The organism is Halomonas sp. AOP25-F1-15 (assembly GCF_052378675.1).
Taxonomy (GTDB): domain Bacteria; phylum Pseudomonadota; class Gammaproteobacteria; order Pseudomonadales; family Halomonadaceae; genus Vreelandella; species Vreelandella casei.
The window spans coordinates 397,867-421,493 of sequence record NZ_JBQSXV010000002.1 but is presented as its reverse complement, the minus strand read 5'-3'; the positions used below and the strand labels follow the sequence as shown (position 1 = coordinate 421,493).

General features: G+C 54.0%; 23 protein-coding genes. 7 read left to right on the top strand and 16 right to left on the bottom strand.

The annotated features are described in order from the left end of the window. Nucleotides 1-29 precede the first annotated feature (29 nt). Nucleotides 30-416 (top strand): Na+/H+ antiporter subunit G, encoded by a 387-nt coding sequence (locus ACT3TF_RS05245; RefSeq protein WP_441685969.1) that lies wholly within the window; start codon nt 30-32, stop codon nt 414-416. 68 nt (nt 417-484) lie between these two features. On the opposite strand, the gene serB is transcribed toward ACT3TF_RS05245, so the two are convergent. The 4 genes from serB to pgi form a co-directional block, all read right to left on the bottom strand. Then, nucleotides 485-1,414 (bottom strand): phosphoserine phosphatase SerB, encoded by a 930-nt coding sequence (serB, locus tag ACT3TF_RS05240; RefSeq protein ID WP_444671724.1) that lies wholly within the window; start codon nt 1,412-1,414, stop codon nt 485-487. 3 nt (nt 1,415-1,417) lie between these two features. Then, nucleotides 1,418-3,670 (bottom strand): DNA topoisomerase IV subunit A, encoded by a 2,253-nt coding sequence (gene parC / locus ACT3TF_RS05235; protein WP_444671723.1) that lies wholly within the window; start codon nt 3,668-3,670, stop codon nt 1,418-1,420. Nucleotides 3,671-3,676: 6 nt separating this feature from the next. Beyond that, complete coding sequence (parE, locus tag ACT3TF_RS05230) at nt 3,677-5,572, bottom strand: DNA topoisomerase IV subunit B (RefSeq protein ID WP_441685963.1); 1,896 nt, start codon at nt 5,570-5,572, stop codon at nt 3,677-3,679. A gap of 138 nt (nt 5,573-5,710) precedes the next feature. Then, nucleotides 5,711-7,393, bottom strand: a complete 1,683-nt coding sequence (pgi, locus tag ACT3TF_RS05225) for a glucose-6-phosphate isomerase (protein ID WP_444624765.1) — start codon at nt 7,391-7,393, stop codon at nt 5,711-5,713. A gap of 98 nt (nt 7,394-7,491) precedes the next feature. Here pgi and cmoA point away from each other — a divergent pair, with 98 nt between their 5' ends. Both cmoA and cmoB read left to right on the top strand, forming a co-directional pair. After that, nucleotides 7,492-8,235 carry a carboxy-S-adenosyl-L-methionine synthase CmoA gene (gene cmoA, locus ACT3TF_RS05220; RefSeq protein WP_444671722.1) on the top strand — a complete coding sequence of 248 codons (744 nt, stop codon included), beginning with the start codon at nt 7,492-7,494 and terminating at the stop codon, nt 8,233-8,235. Between the two features lies 1 nt (nt 8,236). Continuing rightward, nucleotides 8,237-9,244 carry a tRNA 5-methoxyuridine(34)/uridine 5-oxyacetic acid(34) synthase CmoB gene (gene cmoB / locus ACT3TF_RS05215; protein WP_444671721.1) on the top strand — a complete coding sequence of 336 codons (1,008 nt, stop codon included), beginning with the start codon at nt 8,237-8,239 and terminating at the stop codon, nt 9,242-9,244. A 58-nt stretch (nt 9,245-9,302) separates the two neighbouring features. Here the strand turns inward: cmoB and ACT3TF_RS05210 are convergent, their stop codons facing one another. Beyond that, the gene (locus ACT3TF_RS05210; RefSeq protein WP_444671720.1) at nt 9,303-9,977 is read right to left on the bottom strand and encodes a zinc metallopeptidase; all 675 of its coding nucleotides are present in this window, start codon (nt 9,975-9,977) and stop codon (nt 9,303-9,305) included. A 46-nt stretch (nt 9,978-10,023) separates the two neighbouring features. Next, on the bottom strand, nt 10,024-11,139 hold the full coding sequence (locus ACT3TF_RS05205) for an App1 family protein (protein WP_444671771.1): 1,116 nt from the start codon (nt 11,137-11,139) through the stop codon (nt 10,024-10,026). Nucleotides 11,140-11,406: 267 nt separating this feature from the next. Between ACT3TF_RS05205 and ACT3TF_RS05200 the strand changes: the two genes are divergently transcribed. The 3 genes from ACT3TF_RS05200 to ACT3TF_RS05190 all read left to right on the top strand — a co-directional run bounded on the left by ACT3TF_RS05200 (nt 11,407) and on the right by ACT3TF_RS05190 (nt 13,765). Continuing rightward, nucleotides 11,407-12,111, top strand: a complete 705-nt coding sequence (locus tag ACT3TF_RS05200) for an ABC transporter permease (RefSeq protein WP_444671719.1) — start codon at nt 11,407-11,409, stop codon at nt 12,109-12,111. Next, nucleotides 12,108-12,854, top strand: coding sequence for an ATP-binding cassette domain-containing protein (locus tag ACT3TF_RS05195; RefSeq protein WP_441686557.1), 747 nt, complete (start codon nt 12,108-12,110; stop codon nt 12,852-12,854). The genes ACT3TF_RS05200 and ACT3TF_RS05195 overlap by 4 nt, the downstream gene beginning before the upstream one ends. A gap of 101 nt (nt 12,855-12,955) precedes the next feature. After that, entirely contained in the window at nt 12,956-13,765 is an 810-nt protein-coding gene (locus ACT3TF_RS05190; RefSeq protein WP_441686556.1) for a substrate-binding domain-containing protein, read from the top strand. Nucleotides 13,766-13,872: 107 nt separating this feature from the next. Here the strand turns inward: ACT3TF_RS05190 and cysN are convergent, their stop codons facing one another. From cysN to ACT3TF_RS05160, 6 genes are all read right to left on the bottom strand, one after another. Further along, nucleotides 13,873-15,315 (bottom strand): sulfate adenylyltransferase subunit CysN, encoded by a 1,443-nt coding sequence (gene cysN, locus ACT3TF_RS05185; RefSeq protein ID WP_444671718.1) that lies wholly within the window; start codon nt 15,313-15,315, stop codon nt 13,873-13,875. A gap of 26 nt (nt 15,316-15,341) precedes the next feature. Next, nucleotides 15,342-16,334: a sulfate adenylyltransferase subunit CysD gene (cysD, locus tag ACT3TF_RS05180; RefSeq protein WP_412767929.1), complete on the bottom strand. Its 993-nt coding sequence runs from the start codon at nt 16,332-16,334 to the stop codon at nt 15,342-15,344. 176 nt (nt 16,335-16,510) lie between these two features. Then, nucleotides 16,511-17,260 (bottom strand): phosphodiesterase, encoded by a 750-nt coding sequence (locus tag ACT3TF_RS05175; protein ID WP_444671717.1) that lies wholly within the window; start codon nt 17,258-17,260, stop codon nt 16,511-16,513. Further along, a complete protein-coding gene (locus ACT3TF_RS05170; RefSeq protein ID WP_096280962.1) occupies nt 17,260-17,706 on the bottom strand; it encodes a DUF1249 domain-containing protein in 447 nt (148 codons plus the stop codon). The genes ACT3TF_RS05175 and ACT3TF_RS05170 overlap by 1 nt, the downstream gene beginning before the upstream one ends. A 40-nt stretch (nt 17,707-17,746) precedes the next feature. Then, complete coding sequence (locus tag ACT3TF_RS05165) at nt 17,747-18,445, bottom strand: NUDIX domain-containing protein (RefSeq protein ID WP_441686553.1); 699 nt, start codon at nt 18,443-18,445, stop codon at nt 17,747-17,749. Nucleotides 18,446-18,517: 72 nt separating this feature from the next. Continuing rightward, nucleotides 18,518-19,177: a TRAP transporter TatT component family protein gene (locus ACT3TF_RS05160; RefSeq protein ID WP_444671716.1), complete on the bottom strand. Its 660-nt coding sequence runs from the start codon at nt 19,175-19,177 to the stop codon at nt 18,518-18,520. 160 nt (nt 19,178-19,337) lie between these two features. Here ACT3TF_RS05160 and greB point away from each other — a divergent pair, with 160 nt between their 5' ends. Then, nucleotides 19,338-19,868: a transcription elongation factor GreB gene (greB, locus tag ACT3TF_RS05155; RefSeq protein WP_441686551.1), complete on the top strand. Its 531-nt coding sequence runs from the start codon at nt 19,338-19,340 to the stop codon at nt 19,866-19,868. 18 nt (nt 19,869-19,886) lie between these two features. Here greB and ACT3TF_RS05150 read toward each other — a convergent pair whose 3' ends face one another. The 4 genes from ACT3TF_RS05150 to ACT3TF_RS05135 form a co-directional block, all read right to left on the bottom strand. After that, entirely contained in the window at nt 19,887-20,615 is a 729-nt protein-coding gene (locus ACT3TF_RS05150; RefSeq protein WP_441686550.1) for an SIMPL domain-containing protein, read from the bottom strand. 170 nt (nt 20,616-20,785) lie between these two features. Beyond that, nucleotides 20,786-22,069, bottom strand: coding sequence for a TRAP transporter large permease (locus tag ACT3TF_RS05145; RefSeq protein ID WP_096280972.1), 1,284 nt, complete (start codon nt 22,067-22,069; stop codon nt 20,786-20,788). 12 nt (nt 22,070-22,081) lie between these two features. After that, nucleotides 22,082-22,555: a TRAP transporter small permease gene (locus ACT3TF_RS05140; protein ID WP_096280974.1), complete on the bottom strand. Its 474-nt coding sequence runs from the start codon at nt 22,553-22,555 to the stop codon at nt 22,082-22,084. Nucleotides 22,556-22,613: 58 nt separating this feature from the next. Then, nucleotides 22,614-23,600 carry a C4-dicarboxylate TRAP transporter substrate-binding protein gene (locus tag ACT3TF_RS05135; RefSeq protein ID WP_444671715.1) on the bottom strand — a complete coding sequence of 329 codons (987 nt, stop codon included), beginning with the start codon at nt 23,598-23,600 and terminating at the stop codon, nt 22,614-22,616. Nucleotides 23,601-23,627: the final 27 nt, after the last annotated feature.

The following is a 23,627-nucleotide window of genomic DNA, read 5'->3' as shown; positions in this document are numbered from 1 at the left end:
ATGGACGCCGACAACAGGGAGCAGTGGCTATGTCGATAATAGTGGAAGGGATTATTTCACTGCTGTTGATCGCGGGCGGTGTGTTCGTTTTTATCGGTTCGCTGGGCATGGCTCACCTACACGATTTTTATATGCGCCTGCACGGCCCTACCAAAGCCACCACGCTAGGTATCGGCTGCATGCTGATTGCTTCGATGCTGTATTTCTGGAGCGTGGACGGTAAGCCGGATATTCAAGAGATGCTCATTACGCTATTTTTGTTTATCACTGCCCCCGTGAGCGCCCACCTGCTGGCTAAATCCGGCCTGCACATGCGCTTAAAACATACCGATAAAACCCAGGGCAAACCGTTGGAACTGAAGACCGAAGAAGTCGGCGAAAAACCGGTGCCACATCCCGACAAGGGCCATGGTTAAAAGCAATCCCATAGCGTCTCGCACCAACGACATAAGGCGGTGCTGAAAAGCACCGTCTTATATGCATTTTAAGGCGTTAAATCCTGCTGACGATAGCCCATCACGTACAGCAACGCATCAATGCCTAGCGTTGAGATTGCCTGACGTGCCTGGCCACGCACCACAGGTTTGGCATGAAACGCGACGCCCAAGCCAGCACTAGCGAGCATTTTTAGATCGTTCGCACCATCGCCCACCGCAATGGTTTGATTCAAGGTAAAGCCTTCACGCTCCGCAATGGCGGCTAATAGCTCCGCTTTGCGCTCGGCATCGACAATAGGCTCGCGAACGTCACCGGTCACCTTACCCTTCTCAATCACCAGTTCGTTAGCATGGATTTCGTCGAAGCCTAACGCCTCCTGCAAGTAGCGAGCAAAGTAGGTAAAGCCGCCGGAGAGAATCGCCGTGCGGTAACCCAAGCGCTTTAGGTTAGCCATCAAACGTACAACGCCATCCATCAGCGGCAGTTCTTTAGCGATATCCGCCAGCACCGACTCATCCAAACCGGCTAGCTTACTCATGCGCTCGCGAAAGCTCTGCTGAAAATCTAGCTCACCACGCATGGCGCGCTCGGTAATCGCAGCGACTTCGTCTCCTACCCCGTGACGACGCGCAAGCTCGTCAATCACTTCAGCTTTGATAAGCGTGGAGTCCATGTCAAAGCAGATCAGGCGTGGTTGAACCTGGCCACGCAGATCATCCTGGATGACGACATCCACGCCTAGAGTCTCACCCAGTGCTAATGCTGCTTTACGTACCGCCTCAATATCAACGCTGTCACCGACCAGGCGGTACTCGATGCAATCAATTATGTCGCTCTGTAGCAGTGAGGCATCGGCAAGCCGCTGGGTACTTTTCTGCTCAAGGCCAAATTGTGCCACTAAGGCGTCTACCTGCGCTTGAATATCCACAGTCAAACGCGACCCTAAGGCGGTTAGAATAAAATTACCGCGTGCCATTACTTATTCCCCTGCCTCTAAACGATCTACTTTTTGGAAACCGCGCGGTAGTTTACTGCCACGCCGTCCGCGCTCACCGCGGTAATAGGCCAAGTCATCGGCTTTAAGCGTCAGTTTGCGCTTACCGGCATGCAGCATCAGTGCATCGCTGGCAGCTAATACCACAATCCCACATACAAACTCTTCCCGGCGTGCCGCTCTAGGGCCAGGTATATCGAGCATTTTATTGCCTTTGCCTTTGGACATCTCGGGCAATTGAGCCAAGGGGAAGAGCAGTAAACGCCCTTCATTTGATACCGAAGCAACCCACAGCTCCTCGCCTTCCGGCACCTCAATAGGCGCCATCACGTTACAGCCCTTGGGCAGGCTCAGTACCGCTTTACCGGCTTTGTTTTTACCGGTGAGCGTATCGAGCCTAGCGACAAAACCATAGCCGCCGTCAGTGGCCAGCACGAAACGCCGCTCGGGCGGTGCAAACATCAACCCCGCCATTTTCGCCCCAGCCGCCACATTGGCGCGCCCAGTCACCGGCTCACCCTGGCCCCGAGCACTGGGAAGATTATGCGCTGACAGCGTATAGGCACGACCGGTATCATCCAGCAAGACCAGCGGTTGATTGGTTTTGCCCCGCGCCGCAAGCTGGAAACTATCACCCGCTTTATAGGAAAGCCCCTCGGGATCGATATCATGCCCTTTGGCTGCTCGAATCCAGCCTTTGTCTGATAACACCACGGTAATGGGGTCAGCGCCCAGCAGCTCTACTTCCGAAAGCGCTCTGGATTCTTCACGCTTAACGAGCGGTGAGCGGCGCGCATCGCCGTGCTCTTTACCGGCGGCGCGAATTTCTTTTTCAATTAGCGTGGTGAGCTTAGCTTCGCTGCCCAGCAAACCCTGCAAGTACTTACGCTCTTTTTCCAGCTCATCCTGCTCGCCACGAATTTTCATCTCTTCGAGCTTGGCCAGATGACGCAGGCGCAGCTCTAAAATGGCTTCTGCTTGTCGATCAGAAAGACTAAACGTGGAAATTAGCGAAGCCTTGGGATCATCCTCCTCACGAATGATGCGGATTACTTCATCGAGATCCAGATAGGCAGTCAGCAGGCCTTCCAAGATGTGCAGGCGGTCTTCGACTTTACCTAATCGATGCTCTAAACGCCGACGTACGGTGCTGCGACGAAACTGCAGCCATTCGCCGAGCATTTCAGGCAGCGGCATCACCCGTGGCCGACCATCCAGGCCGATCACGTTCATATTCACGCGTACATTCTTTTCTAAATCGGTCGTGGCGAACAGGTGCGCCATCAGCGACTCAACGTCAATGCGGCTGGAGCGCGGTTCAATCACCAAGCGCGTTGGCTCTTCATGGGTCGATTCATCGCGCAGGTCGGCCACCATGGGCAGCTTTTTAGCCTGCATTTGAGCGGCAATCTGCTCAAGCACCTTGGCGCCGCTAACCTGATAAGGCACCGAGGTAATAACGATATTGGCTTCTTCACGAATATAGCGCGCACGCAGCTTCACCGAGCCACGGCCTGATTCATAGAGCTTACGCAGGTCCGCAGGCGGGGTGATAATTTCCGCGTCAGTAGGAAAGTCAGGCGCGGGCACGAATGCCATTAAATCAGCGGTGGTCGCCTTTGGATTACGCAGCAGATGACAGGTCGCCTCGACAATTTCAGCTACGTTATGCGGCGGAATATCGGTGGCCATACCCACCGCAATGCCCGTACCGCCGTTTAGCAATACGTGTGGCAATTTGGCGGGCAGCACCAGCGGCTCCTGCATGGTGCCATCAAAGTTGGGCGCCCAATCAACGGTGCCTTGGCCTAGCTCGCCTAACAGCACTTCGGCAAACTTGGAAAGCTTCGCTTCGGTGTAACGCATGGCGGCAAACGACTTAGGGTCATCGGGGCTGCCCCAGTTGCCTTGACCATCTACCAGCGGATAGCGATAGCTAAACGACTGTGCCATGAGCACCATGGCTTCATAGCAAGCGCTGTCGCCATGAGGGTGAAACTTACCCAGCACGTCGCCGACGGTACGCGCCGACTTTTTATACTTAGCACTAGCGTGCAGCGCCAGCTCGCGCATGGCGTAAATAATGCGCCGCTGCACGGGTTTCATGCCGTCGCCCACATTGGGCAACGCACGGTCGAGAATCACGTACATCGAATAATCGAGGTAGGCTTTTTCGGTATAGTCGCGCAGGGACAAACGTTCGACGTCGCCCTCTGCTACTTGAATATCCATGGTCATCGGGGGTTATACCTCAATGTCTGCGAGGTTGCCGTAATCTTCCAGCCACTTTTTGCGGTCACCGGCACGCTTTTTGGCCAGCAGCATATCCATAATTTCCATGGTGCCGTCACCTTCGGTCAACGTGAGCTGAACCAGTCGACGGGTTTCCACCGCCATCGTCGTTTCACGTAACTGTAGCGGGTTCATTTCACCCAGGCCTTTAAAACGCTGCACGTTAGGCGTACCGCGCTTACTGGCCAGCTGTTTAAGAATCGCGGCTTTTTCGCTTTCATCTAGGGCGTAATGCACTTCTTTACCTAGATCGATGCGGTAAAGCGGCGGCATCGCGACATAAACGTGCCCGGCGTCTACCAGGCTTGGGAAATGACGAACAAAAAGCGCACACAGCAGCGTGGCAATGTGCAGGCCGTCGGAGTCGGCATCGGCGAGAATACAAATTTTGTGGTAGCGAAGTTTATCCAGGCCGTCGCTGCCGGGGTCAGCACCAATGGCGACCGCAATATCGTGGACTTCCTGAGAGCTGTAGATGTCATGAGTCTCGACTTCCCAGGTATTCAGAATTTTACCGCGCAGCGGCAGGATTGCCTGAGTTTCACGGTTGCGCGCCTGTTTGGCACTACCGCCGGCAGAGTCGCCTTCCACTAAAAACAGCTCGCTTTGCGCGGGGTCTTGCCCGGAACAGTCGGCCAGCTTACCGGGCAGTGCGGGGCCGGACGTGACCTTTTTACGCAGCACTTTTTTGGCTTTTTTCTGGCGATTTTGCGCTGCGCTAATCACCATTTCGGCAATCGCTTCGGCTTGATCGACGTGGTGGTTTAGCCACAGTGAGAAAGCGTCTTTGACAACGCCCGACACAAAGCCTGCAATGGTTCGCGAAGACAGCCGCTCTTTGGTTTGTCCGGCAAACTGCGGGTCGAGCATTTTCACCGAGAGCACAAACGAGGTGCGTTCCCACAAATCATCAGCGGTAAGTTTGATGCCACGAGGCAGCAGGCTGCGGTATTCGCAAAACTCGCGCAGCGCGTCCAGCAGGCCGGAACGAAACCCGTTTACGTGGGTACCGCCTTGGGGCGTGGGTATCAAGTTCACGTAGCTTTCCAACAGCGCCTCCCCGCCTTCGGGTAGCCACTGAATTGCCCAGTCAACGCCGTGTTCATCATCATTGAAGTGGCCAACAAAAGGCTCGCGGGGCAGCACTTCATAACCGTCCGTTGCTTCTACCAAATAATCACGCAGGCCGTCAGCAAACTCCCACTCGGAGGACGTGCCATCCGGCTCTACTAGCGTAACTTTTAGCCCTGGGCAAAGCACCGCTTTGGCACGCAGCAAATGTTTCAGCCGCGTTAGCGCTAATTTGGGGCTATCGAAATAGCTTTCATCTGGCCAGAAACGCACCAGAGTGCCGCTCGCCCGCTTTGGCGCTTTGCCAATTTCATGCAGCTCTTCGACCTTCTCACCAAACTCAAAGGCCATGGCGTGGCGCGCGCCATTACGGGTCACTTCTACGTCTAATCGACGAGAGAGCGCGTTAACCACCGACACCCCAACGCCGTGCAGGCCACCCGAGAAGCGATAGCTTGTGGAGGAAAACTTACCCCCTGAGTGAAGCTTGGTAAATATCAGTTCAACGCCCGATACGCCGTGTTCTGGATGCAGGTCGATAGGCATACCTCGGCCGTTATCCTGCACTTCAATCCCGCCATCGCTTTGCAGCACAACGTTGATGATTGAGGCGTGACCTGCCAGCGCTTCGTCGACGCTATTATCAATGACTTCCTGAACAAGATGGTTGGGGCGTGAGGTGTCGGTATACATACCGGGACGCTTACGTACCGGTTCGAGCCCGGACAGGACTTCGATGGAACTCGCACCGTACTGAGAGGCATCAAACTGGGTCATGTAACGTCGATTCCTGAAAAAAGTGCTGGCAGCTGGCAAAGAAACACAGGATAGCTGAAAAGCAAAAAGCTGTATATCTAGCCATGCTTATTGGCAAAGCGTCAGAGTAGCCCTGCCGCACGGTGGCAGGGCCATTACTTATTCTTGCTCAGCGGCCCAAAACGCCTCAATCAGGCCGCGGCTAGAAGCATCCATGAGTGAAATATCACCTTGATGATCAATAATTTTTTGCGTATCCGTGGCAATTTTCTTACCTAATTCTACGCCCCACTGGTCAAAGGGGTTGATATCCCAAATCACCGCTTGAACAAATACTTTGTGCTCGTAGAGCGCGATGAGCGCCCCCAGCGTGAACGGTGTTAGCTGGTCAAGCAGCACCGTAGTCGAAGGCTGGTTGCCACGATAGCGCTTGTGCTCCGGACGCGGCCCGTCGTCTTCTAAAGCGTCGTCACCCAGCATCAGCACACGCGACTGAGCAAAGCAGTTAGCCAGCGATAAACGGTGCTGGGTTTTAAGGTCACGACGGGTATCCGGGTCTTCTACTTCATCATAGCGCTTAAGCGGCGCAATGAAGTCGCATACCACAGGCTGAGTGCCCTGATGTAGCAATTGATAAAACGCATGCTGAGCATTAGGGCCTAGCTGCCCCCAGAGCACCGGGCAGGTGGAGTAGTTAACCGGCTGGCCTTGGCGGGTAACCGACTTACCGTTGGACTCCATTTCTAACTGTTCGAGATAGGCCGCGAAATATTCCAGCCGCCCGTCGTAGGGCAAAATAGAATGCGCGCGAATGTCCAGAAAGTTGACGTTCCAGATGCCGGCCAGCCCAAGCAGTATGGGCAAGTTATCTTCCATCGGCGCTTCGGCAAAATGCCGATCCATGGCATGGGCACCGGCTAGGAGTTCGCGAAAATTATCCATCCCCACTACGAGTGCAATCGGCAGTCCAATGGTTCCCCACAACGAATAGCGCCCACCGACCCACTCCCAGAAGGTTAATTGATGGTCTGGCGTAATGCCCCATTCGGTCATTTTATCCGGGCTCGCCGAAACGCCAATAAAGTGTTGGCGCACAACCATCTCAGCACTAATAGGCGTCGAACCATGCTGCGTTAACCGACCCAAGAGCCACTCACGGGCAGTATTGGCGTTAGACAGCGTGTCGATGGTCGTAAACGACTTAGAGGACAAAACAAAAATGGTCGTTTCAGGATTTAAGCGGCTTAAGCAGTCGGCAAGCTGCGAGCCATCCATCGTGGAAGCAAAGTGCACTTCTACGGGATGAATACCTTTGGGGCGAAAGTCAGCCAGAGCGTGGGTTACCATCAATGGGCCTAAGTCAGAGCCGCCCACACCTAGATTGACGACATCGCGAATCGGCTTGCCGGTCGCGCCACGCCACTGCCCGGCGTGCAAACGGCTGACTAGGCTTTCCATTTGGGCAAGGCTTTCCTGCACCGCGGCAACGATATCATCCCCTTCTACGTCCAGCGTTGCATCGGCGGGCAAGCGCAACGCCGTATGCAAAGCGGGCCGATTTTCACTGACGTTCACACGCTTGCCGCTAAGCAATGCCTCTATCGCCGAAGGCACGCCCGCTTCAGTGGCCAGCGTAAAGAGATGCTCTAGGGTATCGTCATCCCAACGCTGCTTGGAAAGATCCAGCGTTAAGCCCGCCACTTGGCGAGTGAAGCTTTCCCACCGCGAAGGCTCGGTGCCAAACAGCGTTTTCAAGTGAACGTTCTGCAGCGCTTGCGCATGATGCTTCAACGTCTGCCAAGCGGGTAACGTATCGGGAGTAGCGCTTGATGCTGAGGCCATGTGATATCTCCAGTGGCGTCGATCCATGCAGCAGGGTCTGTTATAGACATATCAGGGCGGGTAAACTATTACGCCCTATCCATGATCCCGGCTTGCCCATGAGTGATGCATCTTACCGTGACGCTATCTTTTCGACACCCCTTGACCGAGTAGCGCGGTTTTCATTCGATGAAAAGGTGGTCGCGTGCTTTCCTGACATGATTCGTCGATCGGTGCCTGGCTACGGGCAAATTCTTGGCATGCTGAGTCTGATTGCCCAGCGCCATTTGCGCCATGGCGCCCACGTTTATGACTTAGGCTGCTCGCTTGGCGCTTCAGGGCTTGCCCTGGCAGGCACGCTGGAACCAGACGCTTTTCGCTATACCGGGATCGACCTTTCACCCGCCATGGTAAGCCAGGCACGCCAAACCTTCCTTGTAGAGTGCTCTGATCACGCCATGCAGGTGGAAGAGGCCGATATTCGCACGCTTGAGTATGCGCCATCTGGGTTGATCATTCTCAACTTTACGCTGCAGTTTCTTCCCGCGGCTGATCGCGATGCCCTGTTAGCGAAACTGTACGCAGCGCTAGAGCCCGGCGGCGTGCTAATTCTTTCAGAAAAAACCGTGGACGCAGACGAACGCGACAACGCCTGGCGCGTTGAACGCTACCATGACTTTAAACGTGCCAATGGTTACAGCGACTTAGAAATCAGCCAGAAGCGCACCGCACTTGAGAACGTGCTGGTACCCGATACGCTGGATGCGCTTCACGGGCGTTTAGCAAACGCAGGATTTCCCCGCTCGGTAACGTGGTTTCAGTACCTGAACTTTGCCTCGCTGATCGCTTTTAAGGAGGGCTGAGGTGGATTTACCCGAGCATCATCGCGCCCTTTACCAAGCTTTTTTGGATCAAGCGGTCATCGACCAGTCGCTCACCGCCTGGCTCGCCAAACTGCCCGAGCAGCTTGCCCAGGGGCTTGACCGGAATCGCCACGGCGATCTTCCCGCCTGGGAAAAGGCCGTTGCCAAACTGCCCGCGCTGCCTAGCGAACGTAACGTTGATCTCAACAGCGATACCGTCAGCGTTGAGCTCGCACTCAATGATAGCCAGCAGCGCCAATGTTTTAATCTACTTAAAAAGCTCGCCCCCTGGCGCAAAGGACCTTTTCAGCTGGGCGGGATTCATATTGATACAGAGTGGCGTTCAGACTGGAAGTGGCAAAGAGTCTTACCGCATTTGGCGCCGCTAAAGTATCGCAAGGTGCTGGATGTCGGAGGGGGTAGCGGTTATCACGCGTGGCGGATGGCCGGGGCCGGCGCAGCGCTCGTACTCGTTATCGATCCATCGCCACGTTTTTATTGGCAGTTTCAGGCAGTTCGCCACTTTGTAGGCGATGCCGACGGCGGGAGAACGCAGTTTTTACCCGTCGGCATAGAAGATGTGCCCGAGAATCTAGGCTTTTTCGACACGGTATTCTCTATGGGCGTGCTCTATCATCGCCCCGCCCCGCTTGAACATCTTCAGCAGCTTAAAGCAGCCTTGGCGCCTGGCGGCGAACTGGTGCTGGAAACACTGGTCGTGGAAGGCGATGCGCAAACGGTGTTTGTTCCCGGCGAGCGTTACGCCGCGATGCCAAATGTCTACTTTCTGCCTTCATCAAAAGCGCTGTGCCACTGGCTGGAGCGCTGCGGCTTCACCAATGTGCGGATAGTCGATGAAGCCATCACCACGCTGGAAGAGCAGCGTTCAACCGAATGGATGACCTATCAGTCACTGGCAGACTTTCTTGACCCTAATGACCGCACCCGAACCATCGAAGGCTACCCGGCGCCTCGTAGAGCGGTGATTTTGGCTAATAAGTCTTTCTAGGCATGTCATTTTCAACAAGCCCTTTTTAATAAACTATTATCAAGAAAGCCGGCTAGTCTCAGCGCCTTAAAATCACCAGCCAGCGGCCTAGATTCATGACGCTAGCGAGTGATGCCGCGACATAGGTAAAGGCGCAGGCGGTAAGCACGTGCCGCGCGCCGGCCATGTCATTAGGCGGCACGTATTCCTTCAGCAGCGGCAGCGCCCGGTTAAAGCTTGCGTCAAACTCCACGGGAAGCGTCACTAGATGCACCAGCGCGGCGGTACCGAAACTGATCACCGCCAAGGCAACCACGATTGCCAACCCGCCAGGCAGCCGCGTTAATAGGAATAGAAAAGGCGCGGCCATCATTAAAATAGCGCCAAGCTTCTCAGCCTTTTGGGCGACCCCCACTAAACGGCTGCGTGCCAGCAGCAGTGAATAGCCTTGATGATGCTGAATAGCATGACCAACCTCATGGGCAGCCACTGTCACCGCCGTTAGCGATCGGCCATCATAATGATCAGGCGAAAGACGCACACAGCGCGCTTCTGGGTCGTAATGATCCCCATATTCAGTGCGTTCTACGTTAACGCCCTGAACGCCTAGTCGACGCAGCAAGTGTTCAGCAAGTTCAGCCCCCGTTCCAGGGTAGTCATCCCGGCCACGCGTATGTCGTTTGAGCACCCACTTAGCCCATACATTGGGGAGCACAAAAATAGCCAGTGCCAGCACGATTAACACAATGACCATGGCAATTCACCACAAATGAAGGGGCAGACTCAGTGCCCCAAGCTGTTTAGGTAGGATCAGGATCGTTGCGATGTTCTTCAACATCGCGCTTCACCGCCGCTAAGCCATGGGCTGAGATATCGCCCTGAGCGTAGGCATGCTCAGCGATCAGCACGCTGTCGGCAGCTAGCACCAAATCACACTCGGTACCGGCCAGCTCATCACGCAGCCGCTGAATAGCTTCTTCACGCGCAGGGTCTTTATCAACTCGCCGGATATAGATAGCCTTAATACGATGCGGGTAGGCTTTCACGATCTCGATATAGACCTCTGGATCGTGCTGCCCACTGTCGCCGATTAAAATACACGGCATATCATTGTAAAGGGTAAGCATTCGGTCGATCAGATCACGCTTATGGTCTTCCGCACGGCGCGGCCAGGGGCGTCGCCAAGAGATCCCCCACTCGCGAAGAAACAGAATAGGACCGACGGGGATACGGTTAATCTGAAAAAAGATTTCAAGCATCTCGTAAATTGCCCAAGGTCCGCGGGAGACATACAAAATGGGCCTTTCGATGCGTTCACTAGCGCCACGATGTAGCGCTTGATAAAGCGCCGCTACGCCGGGAAATGCAGTACGGCGGTGAGGTTTTTTTACAAACAGGCGATAAAGCATTTTAAGCTTTTCCGCCACGCCGGTGAACATGACGGTGTCGTCGATATCACTGATCACCAGTAAGTCCGCTTCAGGCGGTGGTACGTAGACTTCAACGTGAGTACGTACCGGCGTCTCGCCCTGGCAATGGACCAGAATATCGGCACGATGCCACGATACATCAATAGGCAGGGTATGACTGATCGGCAGATGCATGTCGAAGTAGCCATCCCGATCGGTGCCGACACAGAGTTGATTTTCGCCAAGATGAATTTCAACCTGGGCATTGGCCAGGCCGCGACGAAAAATCCGGCGTGCAACGTCGGCAGTATCACGCAGCATTCCATGCCGAGGGATAGCGCGGCCTAAGGCAGCCTGACGAAAGACTCGCCCCATGACAAACACTTCATTCTGCGAGCCATAACCTCGATAGGGGTGAACCACCATGCCGCCACGGCCACTGTCGCCCTTAATAGGCTTGGCAATAATGTGCACTACCCTTTTTACAAAGCTTGCCCACCGGCGCATTAAGCCCATCAAGCGTGTTGACCAGCGTAAACGGGGCCATTCAATGATTGATTCATCATGCATTCCTTTTCGTGATGATAGACGGCAGCCGTCCAATATCAGTTTGGCGTATATAGTAACAGCGTCAAGCACTCCTGCTAATCGCTTAACGCTGATGAATAACGATGCACAATTAATGCCCGTCGGGTGTGCAATTATGGGCTGTTCAGTACATCATGCTTAATTACACATAAGAATGATGCCTACGTTCCATGCCAACCAGCCACTATGCTAACCAGTGACAATGCCTTTAGCACTGCCCTCGCTCTCATTCTGAGTATGGACAGCGCGCTCATTTCCATCGTGATGCTGTCACTGCAGATATCACTCATGGCGGTAGTGATCGCCAGTCTATTAGCGTTGCCCTTAGGTGCAGCTCTCGCCCTTTGGCGGTTCCCAGGGCGTAATGCCGTTATCATCGTTCTCAATGCATTAATGGGACTGCCACCCGTCGTAGCAGGACTGTGCGTATATCTACTGCTTTCACGCGCCGGCCCATTAGGCAGCTGGGGGCTGCTATTTACGCCCACCGCCATGGTTATCGCTCAGGTCATTTTAGTACTGCCCATCATCGCCGCACTGACCCGCCAGCAGATTGAAACGCTGCATAGCGAGTATGCCGAGCAGCTGCAATCATTAGGACTGACCCGCCCACGCATGATTCCAACGCTGCTGTGGGATGCGCGCTTTGGGCTTCTAACAGTCATTCTGGCGGGCTTTGGCCGCGCCAGCGCAGAGGTAGGCGCGGTCATGATTGTAGGTGGCAATATCGATGGAGTCACTCGCGTGATGACTACCAGCATTGTCTTAGAAACCAGCAAGGGCAATCTGCCCATGGCGCTCGGCTTAGGGATTATTTTACTCATCCTGGTGACGATGATTAACGCTATCGCGCACATGATCGGCGAAACGGCCAAAAAGAGGTTGGGATGAATGCAAGCCAACCGCCTCCGGTGGCGACGCTTGCATTTGACGGCGCTGCGTTCACGCATCGTGGCCATACGTTACTAAAGCCCACCACGCTTCGCCTATCGGGCTGCCAGCGTACGCTGATCATGGGCCCTAACGGTGCAGGAAAAAGCCTGCTAATGCGCCTAGCTCATGGCTTACTGCCCCCCACCAGCGGTGCTGTGGGTTGGCAAGGCACAGCCCCTACTCAGGCCATGGTATTTCAGCGCCCAGTGCTGCTGCGTCGCTCAGCGCTTGATAATCTCACCTATGTCCTCGCCATTAACAAAACGTTGCGGCCAGCGCTCAACCGCACAGCAGGTCACAGTATTTCTCGCAAAGCCCAGGCCATGCAGGCACTGGATACGTTTGGTTTAGCGCATTTAGCGCAGCGCCCTGCGCGGGTACTATCTGGCGGGGAGCAGCAACGACTAGCGCTAGCGCGGGCCTGGCTGCTGAATCCGCAGGTACTGTTTCTCGATGAGCCTACCTCCGCACTAGATCCCGCGGCCATCAAGGCCGTTGAAGATGCAGTGCTCGAGTTTCATCGCCGAGGCACACGCATCGTGATGTCCACCCATGACCTGCACCAAGCACGCCGCTTAGCCGATGACGTCGTGTTTCTGCATAATGGGCATTTGCTTGAACACACCCCCGCCAAGCAGTTTTTTTCCGCACCCGCCTCCCGCGAAGCAAGCGCGTTTATTCGCGGCGAGCTGGTCTGGTAACGCTGGCTTTGCTTCACATTAGCACTGATGAACCATAGCATTGATGAAATACAGCATGGATAAATCCTGGCAATGATGAGCAGCGCTCAAGGAGCACTACAATGAATAAGACTACCGCACTGATAACCGCTGGCGCTCTAAGCCTAACGTGGAGCGGCACGCTGCTAGCAGACGATGACTACATTACGCTGGCCTCGACGACCTCTACTGAAAACTCGGGCCTGTTTGGCGCCATTATTCCCGCGTTTACTGAAAAAACCGGAATTGACGTACGCGTCGTGGCCGTAGGCACCGGTCAAGCATTCGAAATAGGTCGTCGTGGCGATGCCGATAGCCTGTTGGTTCACGACACGGCAGGTGAAGAGCAGTTTGTGGCCGACGGTTACGCCACGGAACGCCTGAATGTGATGTACAACGATTTCGTGATTGTGGGCCCCAGTGATGACCCCGCCGGCATTAGTGACAGCGAAACGGTTGTCGATGCCATGCAGCAAATCGCTGAAAGCGAATCTCCTTTCGCCTCGCGCGGTGACGATAGCGGAACCAACCGCGCAGAGCTACGGTTGTGGGAAGACGCTGGAATAACACCGCAAGGTGAGTGGTATCGTGAGCTGGGCAGCGGCATGGGGCCCACGCTAAACACCGCCGCGGGAATGGATGCTTACACCTTCACCGATCGCGCTACCTGGGTTGCGTTTGAAAACCCGCAGGACTTAACGCTGCTGTTTGAAGGTGACGAGGCGCTGTTCAACCAATACGGTAGCCTGCTGCTTTCAGCAGAACGTCACCCGCACTTGAAGCATGATCTCGCCGCCCAGTGGCACGAATGGCTAGTCTCTAAAGAAGGTCAGCAAGCGATTGCCGATTTCGAAGTCGATGGGCAGCAACTGTTTTTCCCTAACGCTGAGTAACCCTTTCCCGCCTAAACAAAACGGCACGCCCTCAGGGCGTGCCGTTTTGCTGTATGCCGCTTTTAAAAACTGCACTTTAGAGCTATTTATTAATAGCCCATGGCGGTTTATCGCGTTAACAGCTTACTAATATCGTTAGCTTCCCAATGGGGAAAATGCTTTCGAACCAGCGCATTGAGGTCGTGTTCAAAGGCCGCCCAGTCGGTTGCATTGGCCGCAACGCTAGGTTCACCGGCGGCTCCCCTAATCATTCCAGCACCGACAGTCACGTTGGTCAGCCGATCAATGATGATAAAGCTGCCGGTACCAGGGCTGGTGCGATAATCATCAACTGGAATAGCGGCGGTCAATTCAACATCACAACGAGCGATAGCATTGAGCCCGAGCGAGTCCGTGGCATGCTTTTCTAGCGTATTCACATCGATTTGATAATCAATGGTACTGACTTGGCCGGAAAGATCGCGCGTTGCTAGTTTGAAATCGTAAAGCTTGCCGGGGGTTAATGCCTCTTCCTGCATCCAGACAATATCGGCTTTAAAGGTATTTGAGAGCGGCAGCTCGCTTTCCGCGGCCACGATCCAGTCGCCGCGTGAAATATCGATCTCATCTTCCAAGGTAACGGTAATTGCCTGACCTGGATAAGCCGCCGCGAGATCACCATCAAAGGTCACGATTCTTGCCACCGTGGACACTTTACCCGAAGGCAGCACTTTAATAGCTTGCCCAGAGTGCAATACGCCCGCCGCTAAGGTGCCGCAGTAGCCGCGAAAATCAAGATTTGGACGGTTCACGTACTGGACTGGCAAGCGCAGATCACTGAGATTCTGATCGCGGCTAATTTCAACGCTTTCAAGTAGTTCAATCAGCGTTTTCCCTTGGTAGTCGGCGGTGAAGTACCAGGGCGTTTGCTCGCTGCGATTAACTACGTTATCGCCATTAAGCGCGGACATAGGCACAAAGCGAATGTCCGGCGCCTGAAGGTTCGTGGCAAACGCGCGGTATTCAGCCACTATTTCGTTAAAACGCTGCTCGGAAAAACCCACCAAATCCATTTTATTGACCGCAATCACCAAATGCTGGATACCCAGCAGGTCGGCAATAAAGCTATGGCGACGAGTTTGCGTCTGCACGCCGTAGCGGGCATCGATTAAAATAATCGCCAGGCTTGCCGTTGAGGCACCGGTGGCCATGTTACGCGTGTACTGCTCGTGCCCCGGCGTATCGGCGATAATAAACTTGCGTTTATCAGTGGAGAAAAAACGGTACGCCACATCGATCGTGATGCCTTGCTCGCGCTCTGACTGCAAGCCATCCACTAACAACGCCAAATCGACGGTATCACCGGTGGTGCCATTGATTTTAGAGGCTTGGGTAATAGCTGCCAGCTGATCTTCGAAGATCATTTTCGAATCGTGTAGCAAACGCCCAATCAGGGTAGATTTTCCGTCGTCGACACTGCCGCAGGTGATGAAACGCAGCAGGTCTTTGTTTTCGTGCTCGTGCAGATACTGCTCGATATTGTCAGCGATTAAATTCGATTGATGTGACATTGGCCCTACTCCTTTAGAAATAGCCTTTAGAAATAGCCTTCGCGCTTTTTCTTCTCCATCGAACCGACTTGATCGCGGTCAATAGCACGGCCACTTCGCTCGCTCGTTCGGGTCAGCAGCATCTCTTGAATTATTTCTGGAAGCGTCGCGGCTTCGGATTCCACGGCACCGGTCAGTGGATAGCAGCCAAGCGTTCTAAACCGCACGGACTTTTCTTCCGGCACTTCACCTGGCGCCAGCGGCAGGCGATCGTCGTCAACCATCACCTGCATACCGTCGCGCTCGACCACCGGGCGCTTGGCCGAGTAGTACAGCGGCACAATAGGGATCGACTCTAGGTAGATGTACTGCCAGATATCCAGCTCGGTCCAGTTGGAAAGCGGAAACACACGGATTGACTCGCCTTTATTGACCTTGGCGTTATACACATTCCACAGCTCAGGGCGCTGATTTTTAGGATCCCAGCGATGATATTTGTCGCGAAATGAGTAAACGCGCTCTTTGGCCCGCGACGCCTCTTCATCGCGGCGCGCGCCGCCAAAAGCGGCATCAAATCCATGCTTGTCTAGCGCCTGCTTGAGCGCCTGAGTTTTCATGATGTCGGTGTATTTGGCGCTGCCGTGATCGAACGGGTTGATATTGGCAGCCCGCCCCTCTTCATTGGTATGCACGATCAGCTCCATACCCGCTTCTGCCGCCATGCGGTTACGAAACTCGATCATCTCGCGAAATTTCCACGTGGTGTCCACGTGCATCAGCGGGAATGGCGGCGTACCGGGATAAAAAGCTTTGCGCGCTAGATGCAGCATGACCGAAGAGTCTTTGCCGATCGAGTACATCATGACCGGATTGGAAAACTCAGCCGCAACTTCGCGAATGATATGGATAGACTCAGCTTCTAATTGCTTAAGGTGGGTCAAGCGCGCGGCGTCAGGTGTAACAGAAACCTCGCGCAGCGGCGCTGAAGATACCGTCTTGGAAGACGGCATCTCTGAGGACAGTGTAGAAAATTGGGTCATGGCCCATACCTCGCAAGAACTAGCTCGTCGTACAAGCTATTAAATACAGTGTACGTTCTTAAAATGTACGTTCGAATGCAGGTAGGGTAACGCCGAGCCCATAATAACCCAAAAGAATTAATAACTATCTTTTTATATCTTTATCGCCTATCGAGATATTCATAGCCATAAATTAGCTATACCGCGACTCGCTCGACCCAGGTCTGCCACTCACTTCCGTCTAGGTCGATCACCCGATAGCCGGGCCGCGACGCTTCATCAATCGCAAAATGCTCAGCCCCCGGTAAAAACTGATCGGCCATTGCCGGGCAGCCGTATACGCCTATTTCATGGTGGCCCACTTCATGGCTACTTATTTCATGACGCCGAGCATAGGCTTGGTGTACATGGCCAAACAGGATGATCCTAACCTGAGGATACGCGCTCAACAGCTGCCAAAAAGCTTCTCTATCTTGCAGGCCAATGGCGTCCATCCACGCGGCGCCAACGTCCACCGGCGGGTGGTGCATCACAATCAGCGTCGGCCGATCATCTGCTTTTAGCTGCTCATCTAATGCCGCTAGCCGCTCGTTGCCCAGCTCCCCAAAAGGCTTGCCCTCCACGTGTGTATCAAGCAGCAGCAAACGCCACGAACCACACGCTAGGTCGTCAATCAGCGGGCGCTCGGCGGTCATTAACACCAGCTGATCATGATTGCCTGGCAGCCAATACCAGGGGCACGGCAGTGTGTCCATTGCCTGAACCGCTAAGGCATAAGAAGCGGCGGACTCGTCTTGGCTGATATCGCCACTGAATAGCACGATATCAGGCTGCTCATCCGTCACCGCACTGAGCACCTGCTGAAACTGCCGCCAGGGCACGCCCGCCCGAGAGCGCGCATTGATATCAGCGTAAAGATGGGCATCGGTAATTTGCACTAGGCGCATTAGGGAATCTCCGGCACGTCAATGCTGTGGCCGTGGGCAAGGCCATGGGCCAACCATTCACCTAAAAAGCGATTTAGCTGAAGCTTTTCATCCGGTTGATGCATGCGGGCATTGGGATACCGATAGCGGCCGTTAAAATGACGCTCGCGTTGAAAATCGGTCACTTCCGCCATGCGTACATCGTGATAAAGATGCACACGCATACGCGGGCTTTCCATGACGGTATCTAACGGCCCGCTTTGAAAAACATCCACCATCGTGGTGTAAGGCGCCTGCTCGTGAATATAAAGATGCAAGTCGCCAAAATGCTGCTTATCTCCCCGCAGGGCGATATCACGGCGCTGGCCGGCCTCCATATCGCCGACCAGCCGCACCAAACGTAAGTAGTTGGCGCTGCACTCCCCCTGGAGCGATTTTAAATCGGTGACATAGGCCGTTCTCGCCATGTTCACTCCTCATTTTTTTCGCTTTTGCATGTATTTTACGTTAAGTCGACGCCCGCTGTGACGCGGCGCGCAGTGACGCTCGTTGGCTATTTAACCAATGTAGCCCAATCAAACACATGGCGTTGTCGAGTCTTCCCAGGCCCAAGAGTTCCCAAGCATTAGCAAAAGGCACCACGTGGACACGAATATCTTCATGCTCTTCATCTAACCCATGAATGCCGCCTAATCCTTGGGTATCTACCAAACCACAAAATAGTGTCACTTGCTCGTTGCAGGCACCGGGGCTGGGGTAGTAAGTATGCAGTTTGGTTAGCTCCGTCACTTTACAGCCGGCCTCTTCCCACGCCTCTCGGCGGGCAACGTCTTCCAGCGACTCGCCTTTTTCCACTAAGCCAGCCACAAATTCTAACTTCCAGGGCGATAAAGCATCATCAATAGCGCCCGCACGAAACTGCTCGATTAACACCAATGAATCGCGCTCTGGGTCGTAGAGCAGCACCCCTACAGCATCAAAGCGGCTATGCACTTCTCTGCGCATAGGCTCGCTCCAACCGCCTTCAAATAGGCGGTGGCGAAGCTCTAGCCCATCGAGACGAAAAAACCCCTGGTGCAGCGTTTCACGCTTGAACAACTGAACATCGGCGCTATTTAACAGCGCAACGCTAAGCGTGGTGTTTTTAAAAGGAGCGGCTGGCTGCGCGGAGCCTGGAGAAGATACGTTCTTAGAGCGGGTCGCCATGAGGCACTCCCAGTGATGATAATGCCGCTATTATCAATGCTTGCCACTGGGAATGCCAATTCAGCCGGTAGGTTAAAGATCGCTTAGTATTGCCTGCGCATCACGACGCAAGGCTTCATCAGACGCCTGTCGGCTATCGCGGGCCGTGCCCTCCACCGCGCGCTGAGCATGCTCCCGCGCGGCCTGTTCATTGCCCTCTTCTTTTAGAAAAGCAGCGTAATAATAATTAACATCAATGCCGTCTGGGCGTATCTCTAAAGCACGTTGGAACATCCGCTCGGCGGTATCGCTATTACCAAAACCGATGGGGCGCCCCGGCGCACGGTCGTATAAAGCACCCAGGGTGACATAAGCCGAGCCATTGCTACCCTGGGGATCAATCTCAATTGCCCGTTCAAGCACATCACGAGCATCCCCCGCGGTGCCCAGCGCACCTAAACCGCCCCGTTCACGGGCATAAGACGCCAATATAATGCCCTGCCAGACCAGCACGTCGGCGTTATCGCGCTGTTGCTCCGCCAGCTGCCCCGCTTCTACTGCCAGCGCCTTCAGCGTGCTTTCCCGCTCATTCGCCGGCATGTCGGTAACGGTATGTTCCCAGCGATTCTTCAGCGAGAACAGCTCGTCTTCAAAGGCCGTGGCGGCAAGGGGTGACAGCGTAAGCGCGCTGCCAATGAGGATAGCCATTAATGAACGCTTTAAAGATAGACGTGAAAAAGACAGAGTTTGCATACATGCTCCTAAATTATTGTTGTCCCGTTGAGACCTAACAACGGCGGGCCTCTCCAACAATGTAACGAACGTTTGAATGATTCGCCAGTAGCATGTTGCTTGGTATGCTTCCCGCAATTAACGTAAGGTAGATAGCTCGATACATAATAGGGAACCGGTAATGAAAGGCCGCAACATGACCCGCTGGCGCGATCCAGCAAAAGATCCGCGTCAAGCCCCTAAGAGCAACCTGATTACCAGCGAGGGCGCTTCACGCTTACGCGCTATTTTAGATCACCTGTCACGCGTTAAACGCCCGGAAATTTCTGCCAAAGTCGGCGAAGCCGCAGCCCAGGGCGATCGCAGTGAAAACGCTGATTACACCTACAATAAGAAAGAGCTAAATCGCGTGATTGCGCGTATTAGTTACCTGACGACGCGTTTGGATGAGCTGCAAATTGTTGATCGTCTCCCCGCCGACACCAGCAAAGTGTTTTTTGGTGCCTACGTGAGCCTGGAAGATGAAAACGGTGAGCAGGTACATCTTAGAATTGTTGGCCACGATGAGATCGATACCAAAAAGCGCTGGATCAGTATCGATGCCCCCATGGCCAAAGCACTGCTAGGTAAACAGGTCGGTGAAGAAGCAAAAGTGCTTACGCCTAACGGCTATACGTTTTATACCATCACCGTCATCGATTACACCGCCTAAATAGCGACGCTGTAAGGCTCAATCCTGGAGCGAGTAGTCGACCGTCGTCACAACGCGCACCCGCTTGGTTTGCGGCGTGTAGCTATCTAGATCATCAATCGAAAAGTAGCCCTGGGTCGCTTGGCGTATCTGACCCACTTGGCTACCCGAATCTTCAGCAAACTGCTGTGCAGCGTTACGTGCATCTGCCGTTGCGGCCGCAATCATTTCTGGCTTAATGGCATCAAGGCCCGTAAACAGAAATTCCGTGCGGTATTCGTAGCTAGGTGAAAGCAGTACGCCTTCTCGCACTAACGAGGTCGCGTTAGGAATCGCTTCAATCACGCCCTCAACGTCGGGTGAGCGCAGCAGCAGCGTCGCTTCTGCGCGATAGCGTTCATCCGGGCGCTGAGCACCATACTGATTGCTGAATTGATCGGTAATTCTCGGCGGTGTCGAGCTCACATGCTCTGGGGCAAAGCCTTGAGCCTGAAGAAAATCTCGAATCGCCCCTTCGCCATTGCTTAGCTGCTGCTCTAGATCGCTTAAACTATTGGCGCTCACCGTGTAGTTAAACGGCCACAATACCAAGTCGGCCTCGACGTCTCGCTCGGCCAACCCCCGCACGGTGACGCTACGCGACGACTGCTGCCATACCTCAGCCGCACCTTTGATGTAGCTGCCGCTCCACACTAGCCCCAATGCGAGCAGTCCGCCTAGCAAAACGGCACTTCCCAACACTGCAGTATTTCGAACGTTTCCTGTCATAACGGCCACCTCGACTCACGTCTGTCAAATCGCCCAATGCTTGTGACACATTATAGACCCGAACGGCTGTCTCGTCGGTGACTGAATGTGGCAATTTCAAGGATAAAGGCGCAGAAGAATCTTCTGCGCCTTTATCTATTTAGACAAGCGGAGGGATATAAACAGAACGGTTAGAAAACTAACGCGGGCAGAGCAAGAGAGATCGCTGGCACAAAGGTTGTCAGCAGCAGTATGCCTACCATCACCATCCAGAATGGCATGACCGCACGTATAAAGTCCGCAACCTTGACGCCTGTGATGCTGCAGGTAGTGAACATGACCGTGCCCAAGGGCGGCGTTATGGTTCCAATCGTGGCATTAATGATAAAAATGATACCAAAGTGAACCGGATCGATGCCGAACTGAGCGGCCACAGGGGCTAATAACGGAGACAGCACAATCAATATCGCGTTGCCCTCCAGGAACATTCCCAGCACCAGCAGCAGCAAGTTGGCCAAAAGCAGGAAGACAATGGCACTACCCACCTCTGAAGACAACAGCATAGCGATTTCTTGAGGGATCTGCTCCCAGGTAAGAAAACGCGCAAAGCCCGAAGCGACAGCGATGATAAATAGCACATTGACCGATGCCAACAGTGACTCATTGGTGGCCAGCGCAATGCTCTTGACCGACATCTGCTTGTAAACAAAGACACCCACAATCAGCGCATAGAGCACCGCAATAGCGCCAGCTTCAGTTGGCGTGAAGACACCAATACGAATACCCCCGATCACAACCAGCGGCAGCATTAAAGCGATGATGCCAGCCCGTGTGACGCTAACCCATTCATGGCGCGTCACTTTGCTGCGCTCAGGCGGCTGGTAGTTATTCCGACGGCATAAATAAGATACCAAGACCATTAAACTGATGGCCATCAATACGCCGGGCACTACCCCCGCTAGAAATAACCTCCCAATCGATACGTTATTGACGTAGCCATAGACGATCAATGCAATACCGGGGGGGATAGTAGAAGTAATTAACGACGAAGCTGCCGTTACTGCACTGGAAAAAGGCTTGGGATAGCCTTTAGCGGTCATGCTAGGCACCAGCAGTTTTGAGTTCATCGCGGCATCGGCAATGTTAGAGCCAGATAGCCCACCCATAAAGGTACTTAGCAGGACGTTGGCCTGCGCCAACCCACCGTGCATACGCCGCGTAAGCAGCTCTGCTAATTTAAGCAGCCGGTCCGTAATGCCGGAATAGTTCATGAATACGCCGGCCATAATGAAAAACGGTATCGCTAATAACGATACGGATTCCAAGCCTCCTGCCAGACGTTGAATCAGCAACATCGTCGGCTGATCGGCCCCGACAATGAAGTACAGAAAAGTAGAAAAAAACAGCGCGAAGGCGACGGGTGTCCCTACAAGAAACAGCAAAAACAGTGCGCCAATAGCAATACTCACAGCCATTTGATTGAGCTCCTATGGTGTATGTCGCTGAATCAGCCGGACCACACAGTGATAAATCATCACCACCGCGCTGACAGGGATGGCTACGTGAATCCAGTAATAGGGAATTTGCAGCATCGGCGTGCTGCGAAACGCTGAGAAGCTAAGCAGCTGAGTTCCCCAATACAGCATGACCAAGGCACTGATCAAAATGATGCCAACGCTGAACACCTGCTCATTCCAATGCGCTAAGCGAGGTGGAAGCTTGTCGGTAACGAAGCTGATAAACACATGCTCACGGCGCCTTACCAGCGCACTGGCGCCTAAAAAGGTGGCCCAGACCAGCAGCAATTGGAGTATCTCTTCTGTCCATGCCAGCGGCGAACCAAATAGATAGCGCATAAATATGTTGCTAATAGCCACCAGGAAAAGAGCAAAAACAGCGGCGGTGGCGATAACCTCATCAAGGCGCATGACCCGATCCAGCCACGTAAAAATACGCTTCATACCAGCCTCCTCGATTAGGCTCCCCGGCACGCCGGGGAGCCATAAAATCACACGCTAATCAGCCGTTGATAATCTTGTAGACGTTGTCGTAAAGACCGTCGGTCCACTGCGGAAAAGCGGAGGGAATTTGCTCGGCTGCCCGCTCACGGAAAGGAGTGGTATCTATTTCGTGAATCTCCACGCCTTCGCTACGCAGCTTCTCAAGCGCCTGCTCACTATCTTCAGCGACAAGCTCAGCCAGGTATTCAGCCATTTGCTGGCCTGTATCGGTCAGAATTTGCTGCTGCTCTTCATCCAGCTGTTCCCAGAAGGCCTGGCCGGTAACGAAAGGCGCGACGGTGTGCATATGCGCCGTTAAGCTCAGGTGCTTGATCACTTCATAAAATTTTCCGCCGTAAAGCACGGCAGCCGGGTTTTCGACACCATCGACCATTCCCTGAGCCAAGGCGGGATAGACATCACCCAGCGACATAGGCGTCGGCGTTGCGCCCATGGCGCGAACCGCTTCGACATACATCTGCGAGTTCTGCACGCGCACGCCTACACCGTCGAGGTCTTCCGGCGTATTAACCGGCTCACGCGTGAGCAGATGGCGAACGCCATACACCGCGTTAGGGATGACAATGTGGTAACCGGACGACTGCAGCAGGGTCATTTGCTCAGCAAACCACTCGGAGTCAAAAACCTTGAGTTTAGAGTCGAAGTCTTCGCTTAAATACGGCGCATCTAAAACCGCAAGATCAGGCACCGAGTCAAGAAAATTACTGTAGGCGGTAATCGAAATAATGGCTGAGCCAAACCGCGCCTGCTCCATTACATCGGTTTCCGAGCCTAGCTGGCTGGCGGGGAACGCTTTCAGCTCCAGCTCACCGTTACTAGCCTCGTTCACCCATTCGGCCCACTGGTTGACAGCAACGTCCACCGGCTCGCCGGGCTGGTTGCCATAAGCCACGCGAATGACCGTGCTGGCATTCGCGGTGCTAACAATGCCAATACTGGTTGCGGTCGCAAGCGTAATAGCAAGAGTGAGTTTATTAAGGCGCATGTAGTACTCCACTTTTTTTGTTTAACT

What these genes read in the sequence shown, in the direction of transcription:
- ACT3TF_RS05245 (WP_441685969.1), top strand. Translation starts at nt 30, where the DNA reads ATGTCGATAATAGTGGAAGGGATTATTTCACTGCTGTTGATCGCGGGC.
- serB (WP_444671724.1), bottom strand. Translation starts at nt 1,414, where the DNA reads ATGGCACGCGGTAATTTTATTCTAACCGCCTTAGGGTCGCGTTTGACT.
- parC (WP_444671723.1), bottom strand. Translation starts at nt 3,670, where the DNA reads ATGACCATGGATATTCAAGTAGCAGAGGGCGACGTCGAACGTTTGTCC.
- parE (WP_441685963.1), bottom strand. Translation starts at nt 5,572, where the DNA reads ATGACCCAGTTTGATGCCTCTCAGTACGGTGCGAGTTCCATCGAAGTC.
- pgi (WP_444624765.1), bottom strand. Translation starts at nt 7,393, where the DNA reads ATGGCCTCAGCATCAAGCGCTACTCCCGATACGTTACCCGCTTGGCAG.
- cmoA (WP_444671722.1), top strand. Translation starts at nt 7,492, where the DNA reads ATGAGTGATGCATCTTACCGTGACGCTATCTTTTCGACACCCCTTGAC.
- ACT3TF_RS05210 (WP_444671720.1), bottom strand. Translation starts at nt 9,977, where the DNA reads ATGGTCATTGTGTTAATCGTGCTGGCACTGGCTATTTTTGTGCTCCCC.
- ACT3TF_RS05205 (WP_444671771.1), bottom strand. Translation starts at nt 11,139, where the DNA reads ATGCGCCGGTGGGCAAGCTTTGTAAAAAGGGTAGTGCACATTATTGCC.
- ACT3TF_RS05200 (WP_444671719.1), top strand. Translation starts at nt 11,407, where the DNA reads ATGCTAACCAGTGACAATGCCTTTAGCACTGCCCTCGCTCTCATTCTG.
- ACT3TF_RS05195 (WP_441686557.1), top strand. Translation starts at nt 12,108, where the DNA reads ATGAATGCAAGCCAACCGCCTCCGGTGGCGACGCTTGCATTTGACGGC.
- ACT3TF_RS05190 (WP_441686556.1), top strand. Translation starts at nt 12,956, where the DNA reads ATGAATAAGACTACCGCACTGATAACCGCTGGCGCTCTAAGCCTAACG.
- cysN (WP_444671718.1), bottom strand. Translation starts at nt 15,315, where the DNA reads ATGTCACATCAATCGAATTTAATCGCTGACAATATCGAGCAGTATCTG.
- cysD (WP_412767929.1), bottom strand. Translation starts at nt 16,334, where the DNA reads ATGACCCAATTTTCTACACTGTCCTCAGAGATGCCGTCTTCCAAGACG.
- ACT3TF_RS05175 (WP_444671717.1), bottom strand. Translation starts at nt 17,260, where the DNA reads ATGCGCCTAGTGCAAATTACCGATGCCCATCTTTACGCTGATATCAAT.
- ACT3TF_RS05170 (WP_096280962.1), bottom strand. Translation starts at nt 17,706, where the DNA reads ATGGCGAGAACGGCCTATGTCACCGATTTAAAATCGCTCCAGGGGGAG.
- ACT3TF_RS05165 (WP_441686553.1), bottom strand. Translation starts at nt 18,445, where the DNA reads ATGGCGACCCGCTCTAAGAACGTATCTTCTCCAGGCTCCGCGCAGCCA.
- ACT3TF_RS05160 (WP_444671716.1), bottom strand. Translation starts at nt 19,177, where the DNA reads ATGCAAACTCTGTCTTTTTCACGTCTATCTTTAAAGCGTTCATTAATG.
- greB (WP_441686551.1), top strand. Translation starts at nt 19,338, where the DNA reads ATGAAAGGCCGCAACATGACCCGCTGGCGCGATCCAGCAAAAGATCCG.
- ACT3TF_RS05150 (WP_441686550.1), bottom strand. Translation starts at nt 20,615, where the DNA reads ATGACAGGAAACGTTCGAAATACTGCAGTGTTGGGAAGTGCCGTTTTG.
- ACT3TF_RS05145 (WP_096280972.1), bottom strand. Translation starts at nt 22,069, where the DNA reads ATGGCTGTGAGTATTGCTATTGGCGCACTGTTTTTGCTGTTTCTTGTA.
- ACT3TF_RS05140 (WP_096280974.1), bottom strand. Translation starts at nt 22,555, where the DNA reads ATGAAGCGTATTTTTACGTGGCTGGATCGGGTCATGCGCCTTGATGAG.
- ACT3TF_RS05135 (WP_444671715.1), bottom strand. Translation starts at nt 23,600, where the DNA reads ATGCGCCTTAATAAACTCACTCTTGCTATTACGCTTGCGACCGCAACC.